This is a genomic window from Streptomyces sp. NPDC028298, from assembly GCF_055565895.1.
In genome coordinates, this window is sequence record NZ_JBVHTL010000001.1 from 893,450 (window position 1) to 915,744 (window position 22,295).

A 22,295-nucleotide genomic window follows, 5' to 3' on the forward strand; every position below is an offset into this window, starting at 1 on the left:
GGAGGGGAGAGGAGCACGCGCCATGGAGTGGTTCGTCGCACCCGGGTACGAGCTGAGCCGGCTGGTGTTCCAGCGGGGGCTGGCCGTGCTGTACGTGGTCGCGTTCCTGGGCGCGGCCCGGCAGTTCCGTGCGCTGACCGGGGAGCGCGGGATGCTGCCCGTGCCCCGTTTCGTGCGGCACGTCGCGTTCCGGGACGCGCCGAGCGTGTTCCACTGGCGCTACTCCGACCGCTTCTACGCCGCCTGGTGCTGGACGGGCTGCGCGGTGTCGCTGGCGCTGGCCGCCGGACTCGACGGTCTGCTGCCGCTCTGGGGCGCGATGCTGCTGTGGCTCGTGCCGTGGGCCCTGTACCTGTCGGTCGTCAACGTCGGCCAGACCTGGTACGCGTTCGGCTGGGAGTCGCTGCTGCTGGAGGTGGGCTTCCTCGCGGTGTTCCTCGGCAACGACGAGGTGGCACCGCCGGTCGTCGTGCTGTTCCTCATGCGCTGGGTGCTGTTCCGTGTGGAGTTCGGCGCGGGGCTGATCAAGATGCGGGGCGACGCCTGCTGGCGGAATCTGACCTGCCTCTACTACCACCACGAGACCCAGCCGATGCCGGGCCCGCTGAGCTGGTTCTTCCACCATCTGCCGAAGCCGTTCCACCGGATCGAGGCGGCCGCCAACCACTTCACCCAACTCGTGCTTCCGGTGCTGCTGTTCACCCCGCAGCCGATCGCGACGGCGGCGGCCTCGCTGATGATCCTCACCCAGCTCTGGCTGGTGCTCTCCGGCAACTTCTCCTGGCTGAACTGGACGACGATCGTGCTCGCCCTGAGCGTGACCGAACTCCCCGTCACCGCGCCGCGGACCCCGCCGACACCGCTGTGGTACGAGGTGGTCGTGCTGGTGGTGGCCGCGGGCCTGGTCGCGCTCGGCTACCGTCCGGCGCGCAATCTGGTCTCCAGGAGGCAGGTCATGAACCGCTCCTTCGACCCGCTTCATCTGGTGAACACCTACGGGGCGTTCGGCAGTGTCAGCAGGATGCGCCACGAGGTGGTCGTCGAGGGCACGGCGGACGCGGTGCCGCGCGAGGACGCCGACTGGCGGGAGTACGAGTTCAAGGGCAAGCCGGGGGATCCGCGCCACTGGCCGCGCCAGTTCGCCCCGTACCATCTGCGGCTCGACTGGCTGATGTGGTTCGTGGCGCTGTCTCCCGGCTACGCCGGCACCTGGTTCTCCGGTCTCGTGGAGCGACTGCTGGAGAACGACCCCGACACCCTGCGGCTGCTGCGCCGCTCCCCGTTCCCGGCCGACGCGCCGCCGCGCTACGTCCGCGCCCGCCTCTTCCGCTACCGCTACACGACCTGGCGCGAGCTGCGCGAGACGGGCGCGTGCTGGGAACGGACGTACGTGCGCGACTTCCTCCCGCCGACCCGGCTGGAAGGGGCCGCCGAGCGAGGCGTTCCCCGCTGATCAGCAGGACGGGGCGGGGGTGGTCACGACGGAGGAAGCACCGGGTGGCGGTCCCAGGCGGTAGACGCGCTCGGCGGTGCCGGTGAAGACGGACCGGCGCTCGCTCTCACCCAGCCCGGCCGTCAGCTCCCGCGCCGTCCGGAGGACCTCTCCGTAGGTCGCGGCGAGCGTGCACACGGGCCAGTCGGAGCCGAACATCGTGCGCTCCGGACCGAAGGCCTCCAGGACGGTGTCCGCGTACGGCCGCAGGTCGTCCGGGGTCCGGCGCGCCGGGTCCGCCTCGGTGACCAGGCCGGAGAGCTTGCAGACGGTGTCGGGCAGCGCGGCGAGCTCACGGACGGCGCCCGCCCAGGGGTCCAGGGCGCCGCTCGCGATCGGCGGCTTGCCCAGGTGGTCCAGGACGAGCACGAGTCCGGGGTGATCGGCGGCCGCCCGGGCGCAGGCGGGCAGTTGGCTCGGCAGGACGACCAGGTCGTAGACGAGGCCGGCGTCCGCGACGGCGGCCAGTCCCCGGCGCACGTCGGGGCGCAGCAGCCATCCGGGGTCGCGTTCGCCCTGGACCTGGTGGCGGATGCCGCGCAGGCGGAAGCCGCCGGGGAGCTCCCGCAGCCGCGCCAGTTCGTCGGCGACGTCCGGCCGGGTCAGGTCCGTCCACCCGACCACGCCCGCCACCAGGGCGCTGTGCTCCGCGAGCGCGAGCAGCTCCGGGGTCTCCTCGGCCACGGTGACCGTCTGGACGAGGACGGTACGGTCCACCCCCGCGGCCGCGGCCACCGGTTCGAGGTCGGTGATCGCGAAGTTCCGCCGCAGGGGCCGCAGCGCGGGTCCGGTGAGCCAGTCCTGGTCGCGGACCGACAGGTCCCAGACGTGGTGGTGCGCGTCGACGGTCACGGACGCTCCGGGGCGGGGGCCCCGGCGGGGCGGGGTGCGGTCGTGGGGTCGGGGACCGGGCCGGCGGCCGTCACGGGGGCTCCGGCGGGGCGGGGTGCGGTGTCGGGGAGGGGTGCGGTGTCGGGGAGCAGGCCCTCCGTGCGCAGTTCCCGCCAGAAGTCCGGGGGCACCGGCTCCGCGAACCGCTCGGCGCAGTCACGGACTTCGTCCGCCGAGCGGGCCCCGGCCAGGACGCTCACCACCGCCGGGTGGGCGGCCGGGAAGGCCAGGGCGGCGGCGCGCAGGCTGGTGCCGTGGCGTCCCGCGATCTCCTGGAGCCGTAGAGCGCGGTCCAGCAACTCACGGGGCGCGGCGGCATAGTTGTAGGTCGCCCCGGGCCTCGGGTCGGCCAGCAGACCGGAGTTGAAGGCGCCGCCGATGACGACGGAGGTACCGCGGGCCTGCGCGGCGGGCAGCAGTTCGGTGAGCGCTTCGTGGTCCAGGAGGGTGTAGCGGCCCGCACACAGCACCACGTCGACGTCGGTCTCGCGGACGAACCGGGTCAGCATCCGCGTCTGGTTCATGCCCACGCCGATCGCCCGCACCACGCCCTGCGAACGCAGCTCGTCGAGCGCGGGAAAGCCCTCACGGAAGGCCTGTTCGGCGTGGTCGTCGGGATCGTGGAGGTAGACGACGTCCACGCGGTCGAGGCCGAGGCGGTCGAGGCTGGCGTCCAGGCTCCGTCGTACGCCGTCGGCGCTGAAGTCCCAGACCCTGCGGTGGGTGGCGGGCACCGCGAAGCCGTCCGCCCGGTCGTCGCCTCCGGAGTCGACGGGCTCCAGCAGGCGGCCCACCTTGGTCGAGACGCTGTATTGGGCGCGGGGCAGGTCGCGCAGGGCCGCGCCCAGCCGCCGTTCGGAGAGGCCGAGGCCGTAGTGCGGGGCCGTGTCGAAGTAGCGGATGCCGTTCGTCCAGGCGGCGCCGACGGCCTCGTACGCCTGCTCGTCGGTGACCTCGGTGTACAGGTTGCCGATGCCGGCGGCGCCGAAGGACAGCGCGCTGACGGGGACGCCTGCGGCGCCGAGGGAGTTCACCGGACCACCGGGCGCGGCCGCAGTCCCTGCATCCCGCCGTCCACCGCGAGGGCGGTGCCGGTGGTGGATCCGGACAGCGGGCTCGCCAAGTAGGCGATGGCTCCCGCGACTTCCGCCGCCGTCACCAGACGTCCGGTGGGCTGGCGGGCCTCCAGCGCGGCACGTTCGGCGGCCGGGTCGGGGGCGGCGTCCAGGAGCCGGCCGACCCAAGGGGTGTCCACGGTGCCCGGGTTGACGCAGTTGACGCGGATGCCCTCACCGACGTGGTCGGCCGCCATGGCGAGGGTCAGCGCGAGGACCGCGCCCTTGGAGGCCGAGTACAGGGCCCGTTGGGGCAGTCCCGCCGTGGCCGCGACGGAGCAGGTGTTCACGACGGCCGCGTGCGCGGATTCCCGCAGGTGGGGCAGGGCGGCGCGGGTCGTCCGCACGATGCCGAGGAGGTTGACGTCCAGGACCCGGTGCCATTCGGCGTCGTCGTTGTCCTCGACGGTGCCGCGGGCGCCGATGCCCGCGTTGTTGACCAGGATGTCGAGGCCGCCCAGGTCCGTGACCGCGGCGGCGACGGCGGCGCGCACGGAGGCGTCGTCGGCGACGTCGGCCCGGTGGCCGGTCAGCGGCTTGTCGACGGACGACGGGTCGAGGTCGAGGACCGCGACCCGGGCGCCGCGCGCGGCGAGCAGATCGGCGGTCGCCCTGCCGATCCCGGAGGCGCCTCCGGTCACCAGGGCCCTGAGCCCGTCGAGTTCCTGAGAGTCCGTCATACGGCGTGTCCCTTCGGGTCGTCGGCCTGGTGCCGGGCGAGGTCGGCGGCCCAGAAGGTGCCGCCGGGATAGGTGAACTCCGCGATGGACTCGGGCCGCATCGCGGCGGAGAAGCCCGGCGCGGTGGGCGCGGTGTAGTGGCCGTCACGGAGGACCACCGGATCGGTGAAGTGGTGGTGCAGGTGATCCACGTACTCGATGACGCGGTCGTCGGTGGTGCCGGACAGGGCGACGAAGTCGAACATCGAGAGGTGCTGGACGAGTTCGCACAGGCCCACCCCTCCGGCGTGCGGGCAGACGGGCACGCCGAACTTGGCGGCGAGGAGCAGGATGGCGAGGTTCTCGTTGACACCGCCGACGCGTGCCGCGTCGATCTGAAGGATGTCGATGGCGCCCGCCTGGAGGAGCTGCTTGAAGACGACCCGGTTGTGTACGTGCTCGCCGGTGGCGACCTTGACCGGGGCGACCGCCTCGCGCACGGCCGCGTGGCCGAGGATGTCGTCGGGGCTGGTCGGCTCCTCGATCCAGTACGGCCGGTACGCGGCGAGCGCCCTGGTCCAGGTGATCGCCTCGTCCACGTTCCAGCGCTGGTTGGCGTCGACGGCGATACGGATGTCCGGACCGACCGCGGCCCGCGCGGCGCGGAGGCGGCGCAGGTCGTCCTGGAGGTCGGCGCCGACCTTCAGCTTGATCTGCCGGAATCCCCCGGCGACGGCCTCGACGGCCAGCCGGGTGAGCTTCTCGTCGTCGTAGCCGAGCCAGCCGGGCGAGGTGGTGTACGCGGGGTAGCCCCGTGCGCGCAGGTTCGCGACGCGCTCCTGGGCGCCTTCCCTGCCCCGGCGCAGCAGGTGCAGCGCCTCCTCGGGCGTCAGCACGTCCGCGATGTAGCGGAAGTCGACCTGGGAGACGAGCCATTCGGGTTCGGCTTCCGCGAGCAGCCGCCACAGCGGACGGCGGGCGCGCCGGGCGGCCAGATCCCACACGGCGTTGACGACGGCGCCGATCGCCATGTGCATCACGCCCTTCTCGGGTCCGAGCCAGCGCAGTTGGCTGTCGCCGACGAGGTCCCGTGAGAGGGAGCCGGGGTCGGCGCACAGCTCGTCGAGGGACCGCCCGACGACGTGTCCGCGCAGCGCGTCGATCGCGGCGACCTGGACGTCGTTGCCCCGCCCGATGGTGAAGGCGAAGCCGTGCCCCTCGGCTCCGTCGGGGGCGTCGGTGCGCAGCACGACGTACGCGGCCGAGTAGTCGGGGTCCGGATTCATCGCGTCCGAGCCGTCGAGCTCGCGCGAGGTGGGGAAGCGGATGTCGTGGGTGTCGACCGCGACGACACGGGCGGAGGTCGGGGGCACGGCGGGCCTTTCCGTCGGCGGCAGGGGTCCATGGCCGGGTGCGGAGGAGTGCTCGGTCCCGAGGATCTCCCCGCCCACCCGTCCGCGTACAGCGTCCGGGGCGTTTCCGGTCCGACGGCCGAAGGTCGGGGGTCGTGTGCTCTCGACGCGGTGCCCGGGCTGCGGGCAGAGTGCTCCCCGTAACTACTCACCAGTACGACACGAGTGAGGAGCGCCCGTGACCACCTGGGCCGGCCGGACCGCCACCGAGATCGCCGCAGCCGTACGCGAGAAGAAGGTCACCCCCCGCGAGGTGGTGGCCGAGCATCTCGCGCGGATCGAACGCCTCGACGGGCGCGTCGGCGCCTTCCGCACGGTCCGCGCCGAGGCCGCCCTCGCGGAGGCCGACGGGCTGGCCGGCAGGGATCTCGGCCGGCTCCCCCTGGCGGGCGTGCCGGTGGCGGTGAAGGACAACCTCGCGGTGCGCGGCGAGCAGACCCGCAACGGTTCCGCCGCGACCCCGGACGCCGTCGCCGAGGAGGACCACGTCACCGTGGCCCGGCTGCGCGCGGCGGGCGCCGTCGTGGTGGGGTTGACGAACGTGCCCGAACTCTGTGTCTTCGGCACCACGGAGGGCGTGTACGGCAACGCGCGCAACCCCTGGGACCTGTCCCGCACGGCGGGCGGCTCCTCGGGCGGCAGCGCGGCCGCGGTCGCCGCCGGGATGGTGCCGATCGCCCTCGGCAACGACGGCATGGGCTCGCTGCGCATCCCGGCCGCCAACTGCGGTCTGGTGACCCTGAAACCGGGCCACGGCGTCATCCCCGCCGGGATCGGCCACGGCGACTGGTTCGGTATGTCGGAGAACGGCCCGCTGGCCACGACGGTCGAGGACGCGCGGCTGATGTTCGCCCTCCTCGCGGACATCGAGCCGGCCCCGCCCGCGGAGCCCGCCACCCGCCGGATCGCCCTGTCCGTACGCAGCCCGCTGGCCGGAATCCACGTCACGCGACCGTATACGAACGCGGCCCGGGAGGCCGCCGCCCTGCTGGCCGAGGCGGGGCACCGGGTGCGGACCGCGAACCCGCCCTACCCGCTGTGGCTGAGCACGACCTCGCTCGCGCACTGGACGGCGGGCACCGCCGTGGACGCCGAGGACCTCGACCCGCGCCGGCTGGCCCGGCGCACCCGGGTGCACGCCGCGGTCGGCCGCCGCTTCGTGACGGGCGTGCGCAAGGGGGACCGGCGCGAGCAGTTGCGCGGGCGCCTCGCGGCGTTCTTCGCGGAGTACGACGTGCTGCTCACCCCGGCCCTCGCCCGGCGCAGCCCCGCGTCCGCCGACTGGCACAAGCGGGGCTGGCTGCGCAATGTCCTGGCCAACACCAACTACTCGCCGATGACCCCGCCCTGGAACCTCACCGGCTGGCCCGCGATGTCCGTCCCGTTCGGCAAGCTGGCGAACGGGGCGCCGTGCGCGGTCCAGCTCGTCGGCATGCCCGGCTCGGAGGCGGCCCTGCTCGACGTGGCCGGGCAACTCGAGGTACTCCACCCGTGGCGGCGCACCGCTCCGCTCGGCTGAGGGACGGCCTCGGGGGCCGCAGGCCGTCGGCAGACGGCAGCCAGCCCCTCGGCGGTCGCGGGCGGCGGTCGGCGGTCGTCGGTCGGCCGGGAGCAGACGGTCGGCCCGGAGGTGGCGTCACACGCCGAAGCCGCGGCCGGTCGTCGGCCACGGCTTCTCGTGTTCGGCGGGAACGCGGGTCCGGCACTCACGTGCCGTCCCCGGTCGCGCCGGCTCCTGGCGTCGGTCAGTCGACGCTCGGCAGGATGTGGGGCTCGGCGAGGTCGTCCTCGTAGCCCGCGAGGCGGATGGGGGCGGACCTGGCCCACACGTCCAGGCTTCCGAGCTTGGTGTCGGACCCACCGCCGAGGCGGTCCCTGCGTTCCTTGGTGCCCTGATCGCGATTCGTCTTCTCTGGTGTCACCGCGCACTCCTTATGTGTCGGGTCACCCTCGGGACGCTAGGGCCCGGTGCTCTCGGGTCGCCTGACGTCCGCTCGGGTCTGAGTCGAAGCAGTTAGGGACGCGGTGGCGCCGGTAACTCGTGTGAGAGCAGGCCGTGGTGACCGGCAAGTCCCGGGACGGACCGTGGGTGTGGGTGGACCCCAGTGAGTCTGTCCGTCGGCTACAGCCTAACCAAATGAGCAGGCCCCCGCTCTATGGGGCTGAAAACGTGAGGTAACTGTCACACGTCTTCCAGGCTCCATCAAGCCTCGATCTGCGGCGATTTGAAACATGATGCCCTCTTCGCGACCACCCATTCGGCTCAATATCGCCCCTGGACGGGGGCGTCGGGGCCGACCCGGGGCAGGACTGAGTCACCATCGGCCGACGGCCGTCGCGCGCGGCCGGCCCGAAGACGTCACGCAGTTCAGGTGCCGTTGGCCGGTTCGCAAGGAGGCCATGCTGTGCTGTCGCACGGCAACGGCCTTTCTCGCGGGAGGACTGACGCATGGAGCTGCGCAGCGTCGAGGAGCTGATGGATCTGCTGCACGCCTGCCGGGGCGTCCACGACACCGCCGAGCTCGCCCCCTCCCGGCTCCGCCCGGGCGGAGGAACGCCCTCCGGTGATCCCGTCGATCTGCACGACCACGCCCTGCAGACCGCCGCGCTGCTGCGCCGGGGGCACCCCAGTGACAAGGAGCTCCAGGTCGCGGGCCTGGTGCACGACATCGGGCATCTGCTCCGGCCCGGCGACGAAGCCGGGCACGCCGGCCTCGCCGCCGACGCGGTACGGCCGCTCCTCGGCGAGCGGGTCTCCGGACTGGTCCGGCTGCACGTCGCGGCGGAGCGGTACCTCGCGGCCGGCTCGCCCGCCCAGGGGCCGGCCGCGCTCGCCCCGGGCGGCGCGATGACCCGCCAGGAGGCGGCCGCGTTCGGGCACGATCCCCTGGCCGAGGACGCGGTGACCCTGCGGCAGGCGGACGACGCCGGGCGTGTCCCCGGCCTGTACGCCGGGGACATGGAGGACTGGCGCACGCTGCTGGAACTGGTGGCGGAACGTTCCGCGTGGACGGCCGCCCGCACCGGCACCCCCCGGCACCCGCGACGGCCGGATCCCACGGCCGACCTGGCGGAACGTTCCGCACGACTGGGCGCCACGGACTGACGCACCGGCGTCCGGCCGACGCAAGGGTCTGCCGACGCAGGGGTACGGGGCTGCCGACGCAGGAGTAGAGGTCCGCCGACGCACGGGACTGGCGGCGCAGGGCACCGGTCCGCCGGCGCACAGGTCTGTCGCCGCAGGGGTACGGCTCTGCGGACGCAGGAGTAGAGGTCCGCCCGCACACGGGACTGGCGACGCGGGGGTCCGGCTCCGCCGGCGCACGGGGCTGTCGGCTGACGGCCCGTCATGAGACCGTACGCGGATGACGTCGCCGTACGCGTACGGACTCCAGGGCAGGGCCGCCGTCGTCACCGGCGCCTCGCGCGGCATCGGTCTCGCCGTGGCCGAGGCGCTCGCGGGAGCGGGTGTCCGGGTGTGCGTGAGCGCGCGGGACCCGGACGCGGTGCGGCGCGCGGCCGAGCGGGTCGGCGGCGTCGGGCTCGCCGGTTCCGTCGCCGACGCGGCACACCTCGGGGAACTGACCGGCCTGGCCCTGCGGTCCTTCGGACGCCTGGACATCGTGGTCAACAACGCGGCGACCAACCAGCCCTACGGCCCGCTCATGGACGCCGACCCGGACCGCTGGCGCGAGGCGTTCACCGTGAACGTCGAGGCGCCGCTGCGCCTGGTGCAGTGCGCCTGGCGGGCGTGGATGGGCGAGCACGGCGGGTCCGTGGTCAACGTCTGCACGGAGGGTGCCGGACACGTCGGCCCCCAGATCGGCGCGTACGGCACCAGCAAGGCCGCCCTGCTCCATCTGACCCGGCAACTGGCCGGCGAGCTGGCCCCGAAGGTGCGGGTCAACTCGGTCTCCCCCGGCCTCGTGCGCACCGAGATGGCCCGCTTCGTGTGGGAGGGCGCCGAGGACCGGCTGGGCGCCTCGCTGCCGCTCGGCCGCATCGGACGGCCCGAGGACGTCGCCGCCGCCGTGACCTGGCTGGTCTCCGACGCGGCCGGGTGGATCACCGGTGCCGACCTGCTGGTCGACGGGGGCACACGCGTGAGAGCGGCCTCCCCGGGCTCCGCAGCCGCGCCCGTCCAGGAACGGCTGCGGCAGCGGACCCCCGGTGTGCGGGGGTCCGCGCCGTAGGGCGTGTCCGACCCGGCCGGATGCCTACCACTTGCCGGGCGCGTAGTCCTTCAGGAAGACGCCGTACAGGTCCTCGCCCAGCTCGCCGCGGACGATCGGGTCGTACACACGGGCGGCGCCGTCGACGAGGTCGAGGGGGGCGTGGAAGCCCTCGTCGGCCAGGCGCAGCTTGTCGTAGTGCGGGCGCTCGTCGGTGATCCAGCCGGTGTCGACCGAGGTCATCAGGATGCCGTCCGACTCGAACATCTCCTGGGCGCTCGTGCGGGTCACCATGTTCATGGCGGCCTTCGCGGCGTTCGTGTTCGGGTGACCGGCCCCCTTGTAGCCGCGGCCGAACACGCCCTCCATCGCGGAGACGTTGACGACGTACGCGCGCCCGGTGGACGCCGTACGGGCCGCCTCGGCCATCTGCGGCCGCAGCGCGCTGATCAGGATGAACGGCGCCGTGTAGTTGCAGAGCTGGGTCTCGAGCAGCTCGACCGGGGAGATCTGCTCGATGGTCTGCACCCAGGTGTTGCTCTCGACGACGTCGGGGAGCAGGCCGCCCGCGTCGATGGCGGTGCCCTCGCGGTGGCGGACCACGCTGGCGTTGCCGGCGACCAGGGCGAGATCGGCCACCTTCTGCGCCTCCAGGCCGGAGACGCCGACGGGCAGCGCCTGCAGTCCGTCGACCGCGCCGGAGTTGAAGGCGCCGATGACGTGCTGGGCGGGCAGTTCGCCGGCCGGCAGCGGGGCGCTCTCGCCCTCGACGAGCGCGGCGTACGCGGAGGGCAGCCGGCGCACGGTCTGCGTGGCGTTGTTGATCAGGATGTCGAGCGGGCCCTGCTCGGCGACGCGGTCGGCCAGGGCGACGGCCTGGGCCGGGTCGCGCAGGTCGATGCCGACGACCTCCAGGCGGTGGATCCAGTCCGCCGAGTCGTCCATGGCCTTGAAGCGGCGGATCGCGTCGTTCGGGAAGCGCGTGGTGATCGTGGTGTGCGCGCCGTCGCGCAGCAGGCGCAGCGCGATGTACATGCCGATCTTGGCGCGGCCGCCGGTGAGCAGTGCCCGCTTGCCGGTGAGGTCGGTCCGGGCGTCGCGGCGCGAGCGGTTCAGGGCGGCGCAGTCCTGGCAGAGCTGGTGGTAGAAGTAGTCGACCTCGACGTAGCGCGTCTTGCAGGTGTAGCAGGAGCGCGGGCGCTGGAGTATGCCCGCGATCCTGCCCTCCTCCGTCACGGACGACGGCAGGATGCCCTCGGTCTCGTCGTCGATGCGCTGGGCGGAACCGGTCGCGGTGGACTCGGTGACCATCTTGTCGTGGGCCGTCTTGGCGGCGCGGCGCTCCTGGCGGCGGCGCTGCTTCACCATGCGGTAGATGCCGGCGGTGGCGCGGCGCACGGCGATCGCGTCGGGGTGGTCGACCTCGATCTTCTCGAGTTCGTCGAGCACGCCGAGGCAGACGGCCAGCCGCTCCGGATCGATGCCGGGACCGAACGCGACGTCCGCCACATCTGTCGTGTCCACGGCGGGGGTCGCCCGGCCGTCCTCTGTCACCGTCATCGCTGCTGCCGTTCCTCGGGTTGTGCGCCGCGTTCGAACCGCGCTCGCTTTCGAAGGCGGAATTTTACGGACCAATCGCGCGCGGCACCAAACCCGTGGTGATCATGGCGTGCAGGCGGTGATCAGTTCGCGCACCTCCTCGGCCAGGGAACGGGCCAGCAGATCGAGGTCGGGGACGGCCTCGGCGTCGGCTACCAGCCCGTAGTGGACCTTCCCGCGGTACGTCGAGACGGCCACCGCGAGGGCCTGGCCGCGGGCCAGCGGGGCGAACGGATAGACCTCGGTGAGCGGGCAGCCGCCGAGCTTCAGGCCGAGGCTGGGCAGCGGCACGCTGGTGACGAGGATGTCGAACAGCAGCCGGGCGGCCTGGCCCACGACGGGCCCGCCGATCCGGTGTCCGAGCGGCGGCACGTGGTCGGCGAGCAGCGCGACGGCTCCCGCGCCCCGGTTGGGTCCGGCGTCCTTGTTCCGGTCCATCGCCGTCCGTACGGCACGCAGCCGCCCGAGCGGGTCCGGGTCGTCGACGGGAAGCCGTATCAGGTAGCCGGAGAGCCGGTTGCCCTGCGGCTGCGCGGTGCGCGGCCGGCGCCGGGAGACGGGGATCAGGGCGCGCGGGGAGACTCCCTCGCTGCCGTCGCCGCGCTCGTCGAGCCAGCGGCGCAGCGCGCCCGCGACGACGGCGATCAGGACGTCGTTGACGGTGCCGCCGACGGTCTTGCGGACGACGTGCACGTCGTCGAGGTCGATGACGACCCCGGCGGTGCGCCGCGTCCCGGTGGGCGCGGAGGTGAGGGCGGGCGAGGACTGCGCGGTGAGGGTGGCGCGGGCCACCGAGGTGCCGATGTCGAGGGCGCGGCTCACGTCGGAGAGGGTGCCGCGGACCAGTCCCGGCAGCTTGCGGACGTCCGGGAAGAGCCCCCGGGGCGGTTCCGCGGGGCGCGGCCGGGGTTCCGGCAGGTCCATCGGGTCCATGATGGCGGCGGCGAGCATGAGGGCCCTGAGTCCGTCGGCGAGGGCGTGGTGGAACTTGAAGAGCACCGCGAAGGACGTGCCGTCCTCGCCGGGCAGCACGTGCGCCTCCCAGGGCGGCCGGCCGCGCTCCAGCGGGCGCTCCATGAGCCGGCCGGCCTCGGCGTGGAAGTCGGCGGTCGGCTTGTGCAGCAGGACGTGGTCCAGCGGCTCGAAGTCGGGCGCGGGCTCGCGGGCGGCGCTGCCGAAGGCGAGCGGGGCGGTGGGCTGCCAGACGTCGCGGATGCGCATGCGCAGCCCGGGGACGGCGGCGGCGCGGGCCGCGAGCAGGTCCGCGGCGTGGGCGCCGGCGGTGGGCGAGTGCGCGGCGAAGACACCGAGGGCTCCGAGGTGCATCGGGTGCCGGTCGGACTCGATGTTCCAGAACGCCAGGTCGAGTGGTGCGAGGAGGTCGGAGATCAAGGGCTTGCTCTCGCGTCGACGACGGGTGAACTTGCAGTCAAACCCGGACCGGTGATTACGGTCAAGTACGATCAAGTTACGCACAGTTAACAGCGGATTAAGTCCCGCCCCTCCGGGGACGGGCGGGACTTCATTCTCCTCAGTGCACGCCCGTCCTCACTTCAGGACCGGAGGCGCGTCGGAGGCCGCCGTTCCCCACTCGGACGGCTCCGCGCCGACGGTGAAGCGGAGCGAACGGATGCCCTTCAGCGTGCCGGTCGTCAGGTACGTACGGCCGTACGGCGAACCGTCGAGGCGGGCCGAGCTGATGTACCGGTCGGTGTCCGAGGTGCCCGGCGCCGTGATGGTCAGGGCGCCGCGCGGGTAGTAGCGCCGGTCGAGGGTGAGGTCGACCCGTGCGAAGACGGGCGTGGACAGACCCCAGGTGTCGTATCCGGGCTGCACCGGGAAGATCCCGATGGACGACAGGACGTTCCAGGCGGACATCGTGCCGAGGTCGTCGTTGCCGGTCATGCCGGTCGGCGCGTCGGTGAACAGGGTCAGCGCCGCGTGCACGACGTCGGTCGTCTTCCACGGCTGCCCGGTGGACAGGTAGGTGTACGGGGCGATCAGGTCGGGTTCGTTCTGCGGGTTGTACTTGTCGGCGTTGTAGTAGGCGTACGGGCCGTTGACCCAGACCTCGCGGGCCGTCTTCGCGGGGTCCTGGAGCAACCGGTCGTAGGCGAAGAACGAGTCGAGCCGGTCGTTCGCGGCCTGCTTGCCGCCGATCAGGCCGATCATGCCCGGCAGGTCCTGCGGCACGAGCCACTGGTACTGCCAGGCGGTGCCCTCGTGGAAGGCGACGCTCTGGGCCGGGTCGACGGGGCCGGTGAAGTGACCGGAGACGTCCCGGGCACGGAAGAAGCCGGTCGAAGGGTCGTGGATCGCGCGGTAGTTCTGGGACCGCGCCAGATAGCGCGCCGCGTCCTCGGGGTGGCCGAGGTCCCGTGCCATCGCGCCGAGCACCGCGTCCGACAGGGCGTACTCCAGGGTCACGGAGGCGCCGTGGTCGTAGTCCGAGTCGCCGGGCTTCGCGTGCGGACGGCCGCTGACGTAGGGGGCGAAGCCGTTCGCGATGTACTCGCGGTTCTCCTCGCGGCCCACCGCGGGCGAGTCGGCCGGGGGCACGCCGTCGGCGTTCTTCTTCAACGCGCGGTACGCCCGTTCCTCGTACCCGCCGAGCAGGCCCTGCTGGTAGGCGTTGGTGAGGAACGGGGTGACCGGGTCCCCGGTCATGATGTTCGTCTCGACCGTGCCGTAGCCCCACTTGGGCAGCCAGCCGCTCTCCTCGTCGATCCTGATCACCGAGATCGCCATGTCCCGTGCCTCGCGCGGCGCGAGCAGGGAGAGGAGCTGCGACTGGGTGCGGTAGGTGTCCCACAGCGACCAGTTCTGGTAGTACGTGAAGCCCTTGGCGCGGTGGATCCGCTGGTCCCAGCCGGTGTAGCGGCCGTCGGCGTCGCTGCCGATGTTGGGCGCGAGGAAGGACCGGTAGAGCGACGAGTAGAAGGTACGGCGCAGGGTGTCGGTGCCGCCCTGGGCGCGTACGTCGTCGAGCCGGTCCTCCCAGGCGCGGCGGGCCGCGGCGTGGACCGCGTCGAAGGAACGGCCGCCTTCGGAACGGAGGTTGACGGCCGCTCCGCGGGCGTCGACGTACGAGAGCGCGGTGGTCGCCTCGACCGTGCGGTCCTCTGTGGTGTCGAAGCGCACGAAGGCGCCGGTGCGCCCGGTGGTGCCGGCCGCCTTCGCGGCGCCGGTGACGGTGTCGCCGTTCCAGGTCCCCGAGGTGGTGAACGGCCGGTCGAAGCGCGTGACCGTGTACACCGTGTAGGGCTTGGTGCCCTGGCAGAAGCCGCTGCCGGTGATCTCCGTGCGGACGGTCCGGTCGTCCAGGATCTCGACCTTCGTGGCCACCGTCCTGTGCAGCGACTGGCCCGCGTTCAGCAGCACGTTGGCCTTGTCGGTGGCCGGGAAGGTGTAGCGCTGCACGCCGGTGCGCGCGGTGGCCGTCAGCTCGGCCTCGATCCCGGACTTCAGGTCCGCCCGGTAGTAGCCGGGGTGCGCCTCCTCGGTCTCGTGGCCGAACTCGGCCGCGTACTGCGCGTCGTCCGTCCGGGTGATGTCCCCCGTGGTGGGCAGCACGGGCAGGTCGCCGCCGAGGCCGCAGCCGACGCCCGAGAGGTGGACGAGGGAGAAGCCGCGGACGTGGTTCTGGGAGTGGTCGTAGCCGGTGTTGTGGCCGGTGTCCGGTGAGAACTGCACCATGCCGAAGGGCACGGCGGCGCCGGGGTAGGTGTTGCCCTCGTTCTGGGTGCCGATGAACGGATTGACCAGGTCGGTGAGTTGGCCGTCGCGCGGCTCGGCGGCCTGAGCGGTGGGCAGGGCGAACAGCGCGGACGCTGTCACCAGTCCCGCCGTGCACAGACGCAGGCGCCGGGTCCATCTCATACGGGAGACCTCCGGGGGGTGATCGACATCGTTGTCCTCATGCATGGTCGGGGCGGGCGACCGGCTTTCCGGGCAACCGGAGGGGAACCCGCGGGACGCGTCGCGCCGGGGGCGCGGTGCGCCGGGACCGTCCCGCGCGATGACATCGTTGTCAGGCTGTACAACGTCGTCCTCCACGGGCAAGTGGCATGACAGCACGGGGTTCCGCGCCCCGTCCAGGGACATGACAAGCGGGGTCCGACAACGGCCGGAAGTCGCCGTGCGCCGGACCCCGTGCGGCCTCTCGCGAGGCCCGTGAGGCCGGTCAGGGCACGCGCTGGCCCTTGCCCAGGGCGATCACCCCGGCCTTGGAGACCGTGTAGAGGTCGGCGTCGCGCTCCGGATTGACGCCGATGGTCGCACCCGGCGGTACCTCGACGTTCTTGTCGAGCACCGCCCCCCGCACCACGGCACCCCGCCCGATCTTGACGTTGTCGTGCAGCACCGACCCCTGCACCACCGCCCCGGGGTCGACGACCACACCCGGCGACAGCACCGACCGTGTCACCTGCCCGCGGATCAGGCACCCCGCGCTGATGATGGACTCGCTGGCGATGCCGCCCGCGTTGAACCGCGCCGGCGAGAGCTGCCCCGAACTCGTGTAGACAGGCCAGCTCCGGTTGAACAGGTTGAACGCGGGCCGCTCGGCGATCAGGTCCATGTGGGCGTCGTAGTACGCGTCGAGGGTGCCCACGTCACGCCAGTAGCCCTGGTCGCGGGTGGTCTCGCCGGGCACGTGGTTGTCGCTGAAGTCGTAGAGCTGCGCCTCACCGCGCTCGGTGAGCGCGGGCAGGATCGAACCGCCCATGTCGTGCACGGAGTTGTCGTCCTCGGCGTCCCGCTGGAGCGCCTCGACCAGCGCCTTGGTGGTGAAGATGTAGTTGCCCATCGAGGCGAAGACGCACTCGGGGTCGTCCGCGAGGCCCGGCGGGTCGGCGGGCTTCTCCAGGAAACCGCGCACACTCTGGCCGTCCGAGCCCGGGCTGATGACCCCGAACGAGGACGACTCGGCGCGCGGCACCCGTATTCCGGCCACCGTCACGCCCGCCCCGCTCTCGATGTGCTGGGCCAGCATCTGCCGGGGGTCCATGCGGTAGACGTGGTCGGCGCCGAACACCGCCACGTACTCGGGCTGTTCGTCGTGGATGAGGTTGAGCGACTGGAGGATCGCGTCCGCGCTGCCGAGATACCAGCGGGGCCCGAGCCGCTGCTGGGCCGGCACGGGCGTCACGTAGTTGCCGAGCAGGCTCGACATCCGCCATGTGGTGGTGATGTGCCGGTCCAGCGAGTGCGACTTGTACTGCGTCAGCACGCAGATGCGCAGGATGTCGGCGTTCACGAGATTGGAGAGGACGAAGTCCACGAGGCGGTACGTGCCGCCGAAGGTCACCGCCGGTTTCGCCCGGTCCGCGGTGAGCGGCATCAGCCGCTTGCCCTCACCGCCCGCCAGTACGATTCCCAGCACCGAAGGTCCACCGCGCCCACCGCGCCGCATGCCGCCGCCCCTCTACGCCCGGTGGGGCCGCGCCCGGCTGCCCGGGCCCCGCCCCGTGTTCCGAAGTTCGCCTGTCTGAACGGTTACCCCGCTTTGAGGACTTCCTCGTACAGCCGCACGGTCCTGCGGGCCACGGCGTCCCAGCCGAACTCCCCCACCGCGCGCCGCCGTCCGGCCTCGCCCATGCGCCGCGCCGCGCCGGGGTCCGCGAGCACCGAGTCGAGTGCGGTCGCGAGCCCCGCCTCGAAGTCGTCCTGGAGCGGCACGAGAAGGCCCGTCTCGCCGTGCTCGACCACCTCGGGGATGCCGCCGACGCGTGAGGCCACCACGGCCGTTCCGCAGGCCATCGCCTCCAGGTTGACGATGCCGAGCGGCTCGTAGACCGAAGGGCAGACGAACACGGCCGCGTGGGTGAGGAGTTGGATGACGTCGGGCCGCGGCAGCATCTGCGGGATCCAGTGCACGCCGTGCCGCACCGCGCTCAACTCCTGGTACAGCTCGCGGAACTCGCGGTCGATCTCCGGGGTGTCGGGGGCGCCCGCGCACAGCACCACCTGGGCGGCCGGGTCGATGTCCCGTACCGCGCGCAGGAGATGGGGCACCCCCTTCTGCCGCGTGATGCGGCCGACGAACAGGATGTACGGGCGGGCGGTGTCCAGGCCGATCCGCTCCAGGACGTCGGTGCCGGGGTCGGGCCGGTACAGGGTGGTGTCGATGCCGTTGTGCACGACGCGCACGCGGGCCGGGTCCAGGCCCGGGTAGCAGCCGAGGATGTCGTCGCGCATGGCGCCGGAGACGGCGATCACGGCGTCGGCGGCCTCGATGGCGGTGCGCTCGGCCCAGCCGGACAGGGCGTAGCCGCCGCCGAGCTGCTCGGCCTTCCAGGGTCGCAGCGGTTCGAGCGAGTGGGCGGTCATCACGTGCGGAATGCCGTGCAGGAGCTTCCCGAAGTGGCCCGCGAGGTTGGCGTACCAGGTGTGGGAGTGGACGAGGTCGCGGCCTTCGAGCGCGGCGGCGATGGAGAGGTCCACGGAGAAGGTGCGCAGGGCGTCGTTGGCGCCGTCGAGCGCGTTCCAGGGCCGGTGGCGGACGACCCCGCCGGCGCCGCCCTCGCCCCAGCAGTGCACGTCCAGTTCGGTGAGGGCCCGCAACTCCCGTGCGAGGAACTCGACATGGACGCCCGCGCCGCCGTAGACGTCCGGCGGATACTCCCGGGTCAGCAGTCCCACGCGCACACAGAACCCCCGTCCTCGCCGGCTGGTGCCCCTCATGGTCACTCAGTTGAAGCCGATACGGAAGACCGCGCGGAGGACCCCTGTGCCGGGGGCGGCGGACGGCGGCGTCGGGTCCGGCCGGAGGCCTGGATGGGATCGGGCCGGGGACCCGGGGCGGATCGGGCCGGAGCCCGGGTCGGGGTCCGGCCTGAGACCGAGTCGGATAGGCCCGGCTCCGGCGTCCAGGAGAGACGGTGGCCCGGCCCCGGCGGTCAGGAGCGACGGTGCGCGGGGCGCGGCCGTCAGAAGGGACGGTGCGCGGCGCGCGGCTGCCAGGAGCGACACTGCGCCGGGCGCGGCTGCCAGGAGGGACGGTGCACCGGGCGCGGCTGCCAGGAGGGACGGTGCACCGGGCGCGGCCGTCAGGGACGCTGCGCCGGGCGTGGCGGGCGCGGTGGTCGCTCGAAGCAGCAGTCGCCGCAGACTCCGCCGCCGGGCACCCGGTAGTAGAGACAGCAGCTCCGGCGGCGCAACGTGCCGGGGTCGAGGGTGCCGGACAGGTCGGGGTGCGCGAAGAGCGGGCCGGCCAGGGTCCGGGCCCGCTCCCCCACGTCCGGGCGCCCGTGGGCGAGCGCCCAGCGGTCGAGCTGGCGGACGGTCCCGGCCAGGGCGGACCCCGCGTTGCCCCACAGCAGGGCCGGTGCGACCCGGTGGCGTGAGCGCAGCGCCGCGCTCAGCGGCACGAGGAGCCCGGCGCGCACGACGGCGTCGAGATCGGACACGGGCCGGAAGCGGACCTCGCGCAGCCACAGGTCGTCCGGTGCCCCCGCGTCCGGGTCCCAGTGCAGCAGCTCCGGATCGAGGTCGGGCAGCCGGCCGCAGAGCGCGGCGGCACCGAGGGCGATCGACCAGAAGCGGGCGGCGAGCCCCTGCTGCGCCACCGAGACCGCGACCCGCACCTCCGACGCCCGGATACTCTGCGCCACCTTCTGAATGCGGAAAGTTATCGGATCTCCGTAAACCTCCGAAGGCGTCCCGGATCGGGGGTCCGCGCAGGCGCTCGCGAGGGTGGGCAGGGCGGCGCCCGGGGGTACGCCGGTGCGTAGTACGGAGAATCCGCCGAGCGCGTCGAGGGCGGAGAGCCGGGGGTCGAGGTCCACGAAGACCAGTAGTACCAAGCCCCCTAGGGGTGACCAGCAGTGGATCGGGCCGTGATGTCGCCCACCCTGGGGAGGACGCCGGGCGATTCGTACTCCATCGGCAGTAGGACCCATTGACTGCTCAGGGACGACGACGAGAACTAAATCGCACGGCATCGTTGTTTGCATGGAAGCCGACCGTTCGTCGCGCCGGGCCGCCGCTCCGCGCCGTACGCAGAGGAGGGACTCATGAGTGCCCTCGCTTTGTCCGTGGTGCTCTCGTTCGTCTCAGCCGTCGCGTACGCGGGCGGCGCGATCATCCAGGAGCAGGTCGCCGTGACCTCTCCCGGCCAGACCTACGCCCCGTTGCGCAGGCCGGGCTGGTGGGCGGCCGTGGCGCTGACCGGCCTGGGCGGGCTGCTGCACGTGGTGGCCCTCGCCTTCGGCCCGCTGAGCCTCGTACAGCCGCTCGGCGCGCTCACCATCGTCTTCGCGCTTCCCATGGCGGCGCTGTTCGTCGGCCGCAAGGCCGGAGCCACCGCCTGGCGCGGCGCGATCATGGCCACCGTGGGTCTCGCGGGTCTGCTGTCCCTGGTCGGCGCGTCCGACGCCCAGTCGCTGAGCAATGCCCAGCGCCTCGCGCTCGGCGTGGTGTCGGGCGGCGCGGTCGCGGCCCTGATGGTCGCGGGGCGCGCGGCGCACCGGCACCCGGCCGTGCGCAGTGTGCTGCTGGCGGTCGCGGCGGGCGTCGCCTTCAGCATGTCCTCCGTGTTCACCAAGACCGTCGCGGTCGACTGGTCCCGTCAGGTCTCGCTCGCCGACTTCTCGAGCCTCGCCGCCATCGGTGTGTTCGCGACGGCCGGCATGCTGATCTCGCAGGCCTCGTACCGCGGTGCCGGCCTGGAGGCTCCGCTGGCCACGCTGACGGTCGTGAACCCCGTCGTGGCGGCCGCCGTCGGCCTCACGATGTTCGGCGAGACCTTCCGCTACGGCTCCACCGGCACCGCGCTCGCCCTGGGCTGCGGCGTCGTGGCGGCCGGCGGTCTCATCCTGCTGACGACCGAGCGGATCAGCGGCGCCGAGCGGCCCGTGGCCGCCGCCCCCGAGACCTCCCCCGAACCCGTGGCCGTGCCGGAGGCGGACGCCGTGCAGCCGGCCGACGCGGCGCTCCGGCCCGCGGCGGACCTGGTTCCGCCCGCCTTCACCGCCCCGTCCGGGCTGCGGCTCGAGCCGCAGCCCGAGCCGGCCGTGGCGCGGCCCCGCCTCGCGGAGCCCTCCGTCCCCGCCGTCGCCGGCCTCGGCACGCTGACGCCCGCCGAGGCGGCCGTGGCGGAGCTGCTGGCCGGGCTGCCCGAGCCCGCCGAGGGCGCGGACGGACTCGTACCGGCGTCGCCGAAGGGTGCCGGAGGCCCGGCACCCGCTCCGCCGGCGGGCGGCGACGGCCTGCTCCCGCCGGTTCCGCGGGCCGTGACGGCTCCTCCGGCCGCGGTGGTTCCCCAGCCCGTGATCGCCGCTACGTTCGTCCCGGCTCCGACGAGGGCCGCGGTGCCCACGAGGGAGGTCGTCGCCCCCCGCCCGCCGGCGGGCGAAGACGAGCTGCCCTATCTGACGGTGATGCTCGGTGTGCCGTACGTGCCGATCCCGTTCGTCAGCCACCACCGCACCCGAGTCAAATCCTGACGCCACCGGCCCGGAGGTACGCCACCGGGTCGACGTCCGAACCGAAGCCGGGCCCGGTCCGCACCTCGAAGTGCAGATGCGGGCCCGTGCTGTTGCCCGTGGACCCCGAGCGCCCTATGCGCTGGCCCGCCACCACGCTCTGCCCCGCCTTCACGGAGATCGCGGAGAGGTGGCCGTACTGCGTGTAGCGCCCGTCGGCGTGCCGGATCACCACCTCGTAGCCGAACGATCCGCCCCAGCCCGCGCTGACCACGTGCCCGGCGGCCACCGCCGCGACGGAGGTGCCCGTCGGCACGGGGAAGTCGACACCCGTGTGGTAGCCCTTCGACCAGTGGGAGCCGGTGGCGTGGTACTGCGTGCCGGTCGCCGCGTGGACCGGGGCCACGAGCGTGTGCGTCCCGGACCTGACCGGGGTCGTCGTGTGCGAGGACGTCCGGCCGGAGGTCTTCTTGGCCGGCGTCGTCGGCGCCTTCTTCGCGGGCGTCCGCTCGGTCGTCTTCGCCGGGCTCTTCGCGGGCGTGTGCGCGGGTGCCTGGGCCCTGCCGTCCAGGGCGAGCCGCTGGCCCGGCAGGATCAGGTCCGGGTCGGAGCCGACGGTCGAGCGGTTCGCGGCGTACAGCCCCTGCCAGCCGCCCTGGACGTGCCGGGAGTCGGCGATGCCGGAGAGCGTGTCGCCGCGCACGACGGTGTACATCTCGGCGGTCCCGGCCCGCGACTGCGGCGTGGTCTGCGGCTTCACGTCCCGCACCGAATGCCGCTTCGCCGTCTGCGGCGCGGTCCCCGCCGGGCTGATGTCGGGTGTCGTGCCCCCTCTGGTCAGCCCCGCGCGGACCGAGCACACGGGCCAGGCACCGGGCCCCTGCCCCTTCAGCACCTTCTCGGCCACGGCTATCTGCTGGTCCTTCGTGGCCTGGTCCGCGCGCCCGGCGTAGGCCTTGCCGCCGTACGCCTCCCAGGTGGACCGGGTGAACTGCAGGCCGCCGTAGTAGCCGTTGCCGGTGTTGATGCTCCAGTTGCCGCTGGACTCGCAGGCGGCCACCTTGTTCCAGGTCCCGACGTCGGCCGCGTGGGCCACTCCGGCCCCGACCAGCGGGAGCGCGATCCCGGCGCCGCCCGCCGTGACGGTGAGTGAGGCGCGGTTGATCCTGTTCGGCTGATACCGGCGGTGCCGACCGCGTACGGCCATGAGGGAGCCCCCCTAGACATGCGTCAGGAGCGGCAAAAGTAAGCGTTGGGAACAGGCCGGGACAAGGCGGCAACCGGTCGCTCCGAAAAGCCCGTCGACCCAATTCCGGACCCGCGCGGGACCGGGCGCCCGCACCACGGTGAGTGACCGGGGCCGCCCGGGGCCGGGGTGCCCCGCCCGCCACTCCATGGCCCGCCGACGTCGGGTTCCCGTGTCCCGCGACGGGTGTCCGGCTCTTCCCTCGGGCCCGGCCGCGCGCGAGCCGGGACCGCGTACGGACCGCCGGATCGGCCCGTCGCGCGCGGTCACGTCGGCACAGAGTG

General features: G+C 73.2%; 16 protein-coding genes and 1 pseudogene. 5 read left to right on the forward strand and 12 right to left on the reverse strand.

Translation table 11 applies throughout. The features are described 5' to 3' along the window. Positions 1–22: 22 nt before the first annotated feature. A complete protein-coding gene (locus ACZ4TO_RS04075) occupies positions 23–1,453 on the forward strand; it encodes a lipase maturation factor family protein (RefSeq protein WP_468023353.1) in 1,431 nt (476 codons plus the stop codon). Here the strand turns inward: ACZ4TO_RS04075 and ACZ4TO_RS04080 are convergent, their stop codons facing one another. Genes ACZ4TO_RS04080 through ACZ4TO_RS04095 form a run of 4 tightly spaced genes read right to left on the reverse strand, consistent with a single transcriptional unit; the run spans position 1,454 to position 5,530 of the window. Then, positions 1,454–2,344 (reverse strand): amidohydrolase family protein, encoded by an 891-nt coding sequence (locus ACZ4TO_RS04080; protein WP_468023354.1) that lies wholly within the window; start codon positions 2,342–2,344, stop codon positions 1,454–1,456. Then, positions 2,341–3,417 (reverse strand): aldo/keto reductase, encoded by a 1,077-nt coding sequence (locus tag ACZ4TO_RS04085; RefSeq protein ID WP_468023355.1) that lies wholly within the window; start codon positions 3,415–3,417, stop codon positions 2,341–2,343. Before ACZ4TO_RS04085 ends, ACZ4TO_RS04080 begins: the two co-directional genes overlap by 4 nt. Beyond that, positions 3,414–4,178: an SDR family NAD(P)-dependent oxidoreductase gene (locus ACZ4TO_RS04090; protein ID WP_468023356.1), complete on the reverse strand. Its 765-nt coding sequence runs from the start codon at positions 4,176–4,178 to the stop codon at positions 3,414–3,416. Before ACZ4TO_RS04090 ends, ACZ4TO_RS04085 begins: the two co-directional genes overlap by 4 nt. Next, positions 4,175–5,530 (reverse strand): enolase C-terminal domain-like protein, encoded by a 1,356-nt coding sequence (locus ACZ4TO_RS04095; protein WP_468023357.1) that lies wholly within the window; start codon positions 5,528–5,530, stop codon positions 4,175–4,177. Before ACZ4TO_RS04095 ends, ACZ4TO_RS04090 begins: the two co-directional genes overlap by 4 nt. A gap of 217 nt (positions 5,531–5,747) precedes the next feature. Between ACZ4TO_RS04095 and ACZ4TO_RS04100 the strand changes: the two genes are divergently transcribed. Continuing rightward, positions 5,748–7,088 (forward strand): amidase, encoded by a 1,341-nt coding sequence (locus ACZ4TO_RS04100; protein ID WP_468023358.1) that lies wholly within the window; start codon positions 5,748–5,750, stop codon positions 7,086–7,088. A 226-nt stretch (positions 7,089–7,314) separates the two neighbouring features. On the opposite strand, the gene ACZ4TO_RS04105 is transcribed toward ACZ4TO_RS04100, so the two are convergent. Then, positions 7,315–7,491: a hypothetical protein gene (locus tag ACZ4TO_RS04105; RefSeq protein ID WP_382779171.1), complete on the reverse strand. Its 177-nt coding sequence runs from the start codon at positions 7,489–7,491 to the stop codon at positions 7,315–7,317. Positions 7,492–8,018: 527 nt separating this feature from the next. On the opposite strand from ACZ4TO_RS04105, the gene ACZ4TO_RS04110 reads away from it, so the two are divergent. Together ACZ4TO_RS04110 and ACZ4TO_RS04115 are read left to right on the forward strand one after the other, a co-directional pair. Beyond that, positions 8,019–8,675 carry an HD domain-containing protein gene (locus tag ACZ4TO_RS04110; protein ID WP_468023359.1) on the forward strand — a complete coding sequence of 219 codons (657 nt, stop codon included), beginning with the start codon at positions 8,019–8,021 and terminating at the stop codon, positions 8,673–8,675. A gap of 259 nt (positions 8,676–8,934) precedes the next feature. After that, positions 8,935–9,762, forward strand: a complete 828-nt coding sequence (locus ACZ4TO_RS04115; RefSeq protein ID WP_468023360.1) for an SDR family oxidoreductase — start codon at positions 8,935–8,937, stop codon at positions 9,760–9,762. Positions 9,763–9,786: 24 nt separating this feature from the next. On the opposite strand, the gene ACZ4TO_RS04120 is transcribed toward ACZ4TO_RS04115, so the two are convergent. From ACZ4TO_RS04120 to ACZ4TO_RS04145, 6 genes are all read right to left on the reverse strand, one after another. Beyond that, entirely contained in the window at positions 9,787–11,301 is a 1,515-nt protein-coding gene (locus ACZ4TO_RS04120) for an SDR family NAD(P)-dependent oxidoreductase (RefSeq protein ID WP_468023361.1), read from the reverse strand. 102 nt (positions 11,302–11,403) lie between these two features. Beyond that, the gene (locus ACZ4TO_RS04125) at positions 11,404–12,732 is read right to left on the reverse strand and encodes a wax ester/triacylglycerol synthase family O-acyltransferase (RefSeq protein ID WP_385038959.1); all 1,329 of its coding nucleotides are present in this window, start codon (positions 12,730–12,732) and stop codon (positions 11,404–11,406) included. A gap of 156 nt (positions 12,733–12,888) precedes the next feature. After that, positions 12,889–15,219 (reverse strand): GH92 family glycosyl hydrolase, encoded by a 2,331-nt coding sequence (locus ACZ4TO_RS04130; RefSeq protein ID WP_468023362.1) that lies wholly within the window; start codon positions 15,217–15,219, stop codon positions 12,889–12,891. Positions 15,220–15,523: 304 nt separating this feature from the next. Beyond that, the gene (gene glgC, locus ACZ4TO_RS04135) at positions 15,524–16,753 is read right to left on the reverse strand and encodes a glucose-1-phosphate adenylyltransferase (RefSeq protein ID WP_382779150.1); all 1,230 of its coding nucleotides are present in this window, start codon (positions 16,751–16,753) and stop codon (positions 15,524–15,526) included. 83 nt (positions 16,754–16,836) lie between these two features. Beyond that, entirely contained in the window at positions 16,837–17,988 is a 1,152-nt protein-coding gene (gene glgA, locus ACZ4TO_RS04140) for a glycogen synthase (RefSeq protein ID WP_468023363.1), read from the reverse strand. 401 nt (positions 17,989–18,389) lie between these two features. After that, positions 18,390–18,953: a (2Fe-2S)-binding protein gene (locus ACZ4TO_RS04145; protein WP_468023364.1), complete on the reverse strand. Its 564-nt coding sequence runs from the start codon at positions 18,951–18,953 to the stop codon at positions 18,390–18,392. A gap of 402 nt (positions 18,954–19,355) precedes the next feature. Between ACZ4TO_RS04145 and ACZ4TO_RS04150 the strand changes: the two are divergent. After that, positions 19,356–20,534, forward strand: a pseudogene (locus ACZ4TO_RS04150) (DMT family transporter); the annotation flags it as partial. A 241-nt stretch (positions 20,535–20,775) separates the two neighbouring features. Here ACZ4TO_RS04150 and ACZ4TO_RS04155 read toward each other — a convergent pair. Further along, complete coding sequence (locus tag ACZ4TO_RS04155; protein WP_385038976.1) at positions 20,776–21,972, reverse strand: transglycosylase family protein; 1,197 nt, start codon at positions 21,970–21,972, stop codon at positions 20,776–20,778. Between the last annotated feature and the right edge of the window lie 323 nt (positions 21,973–22,295).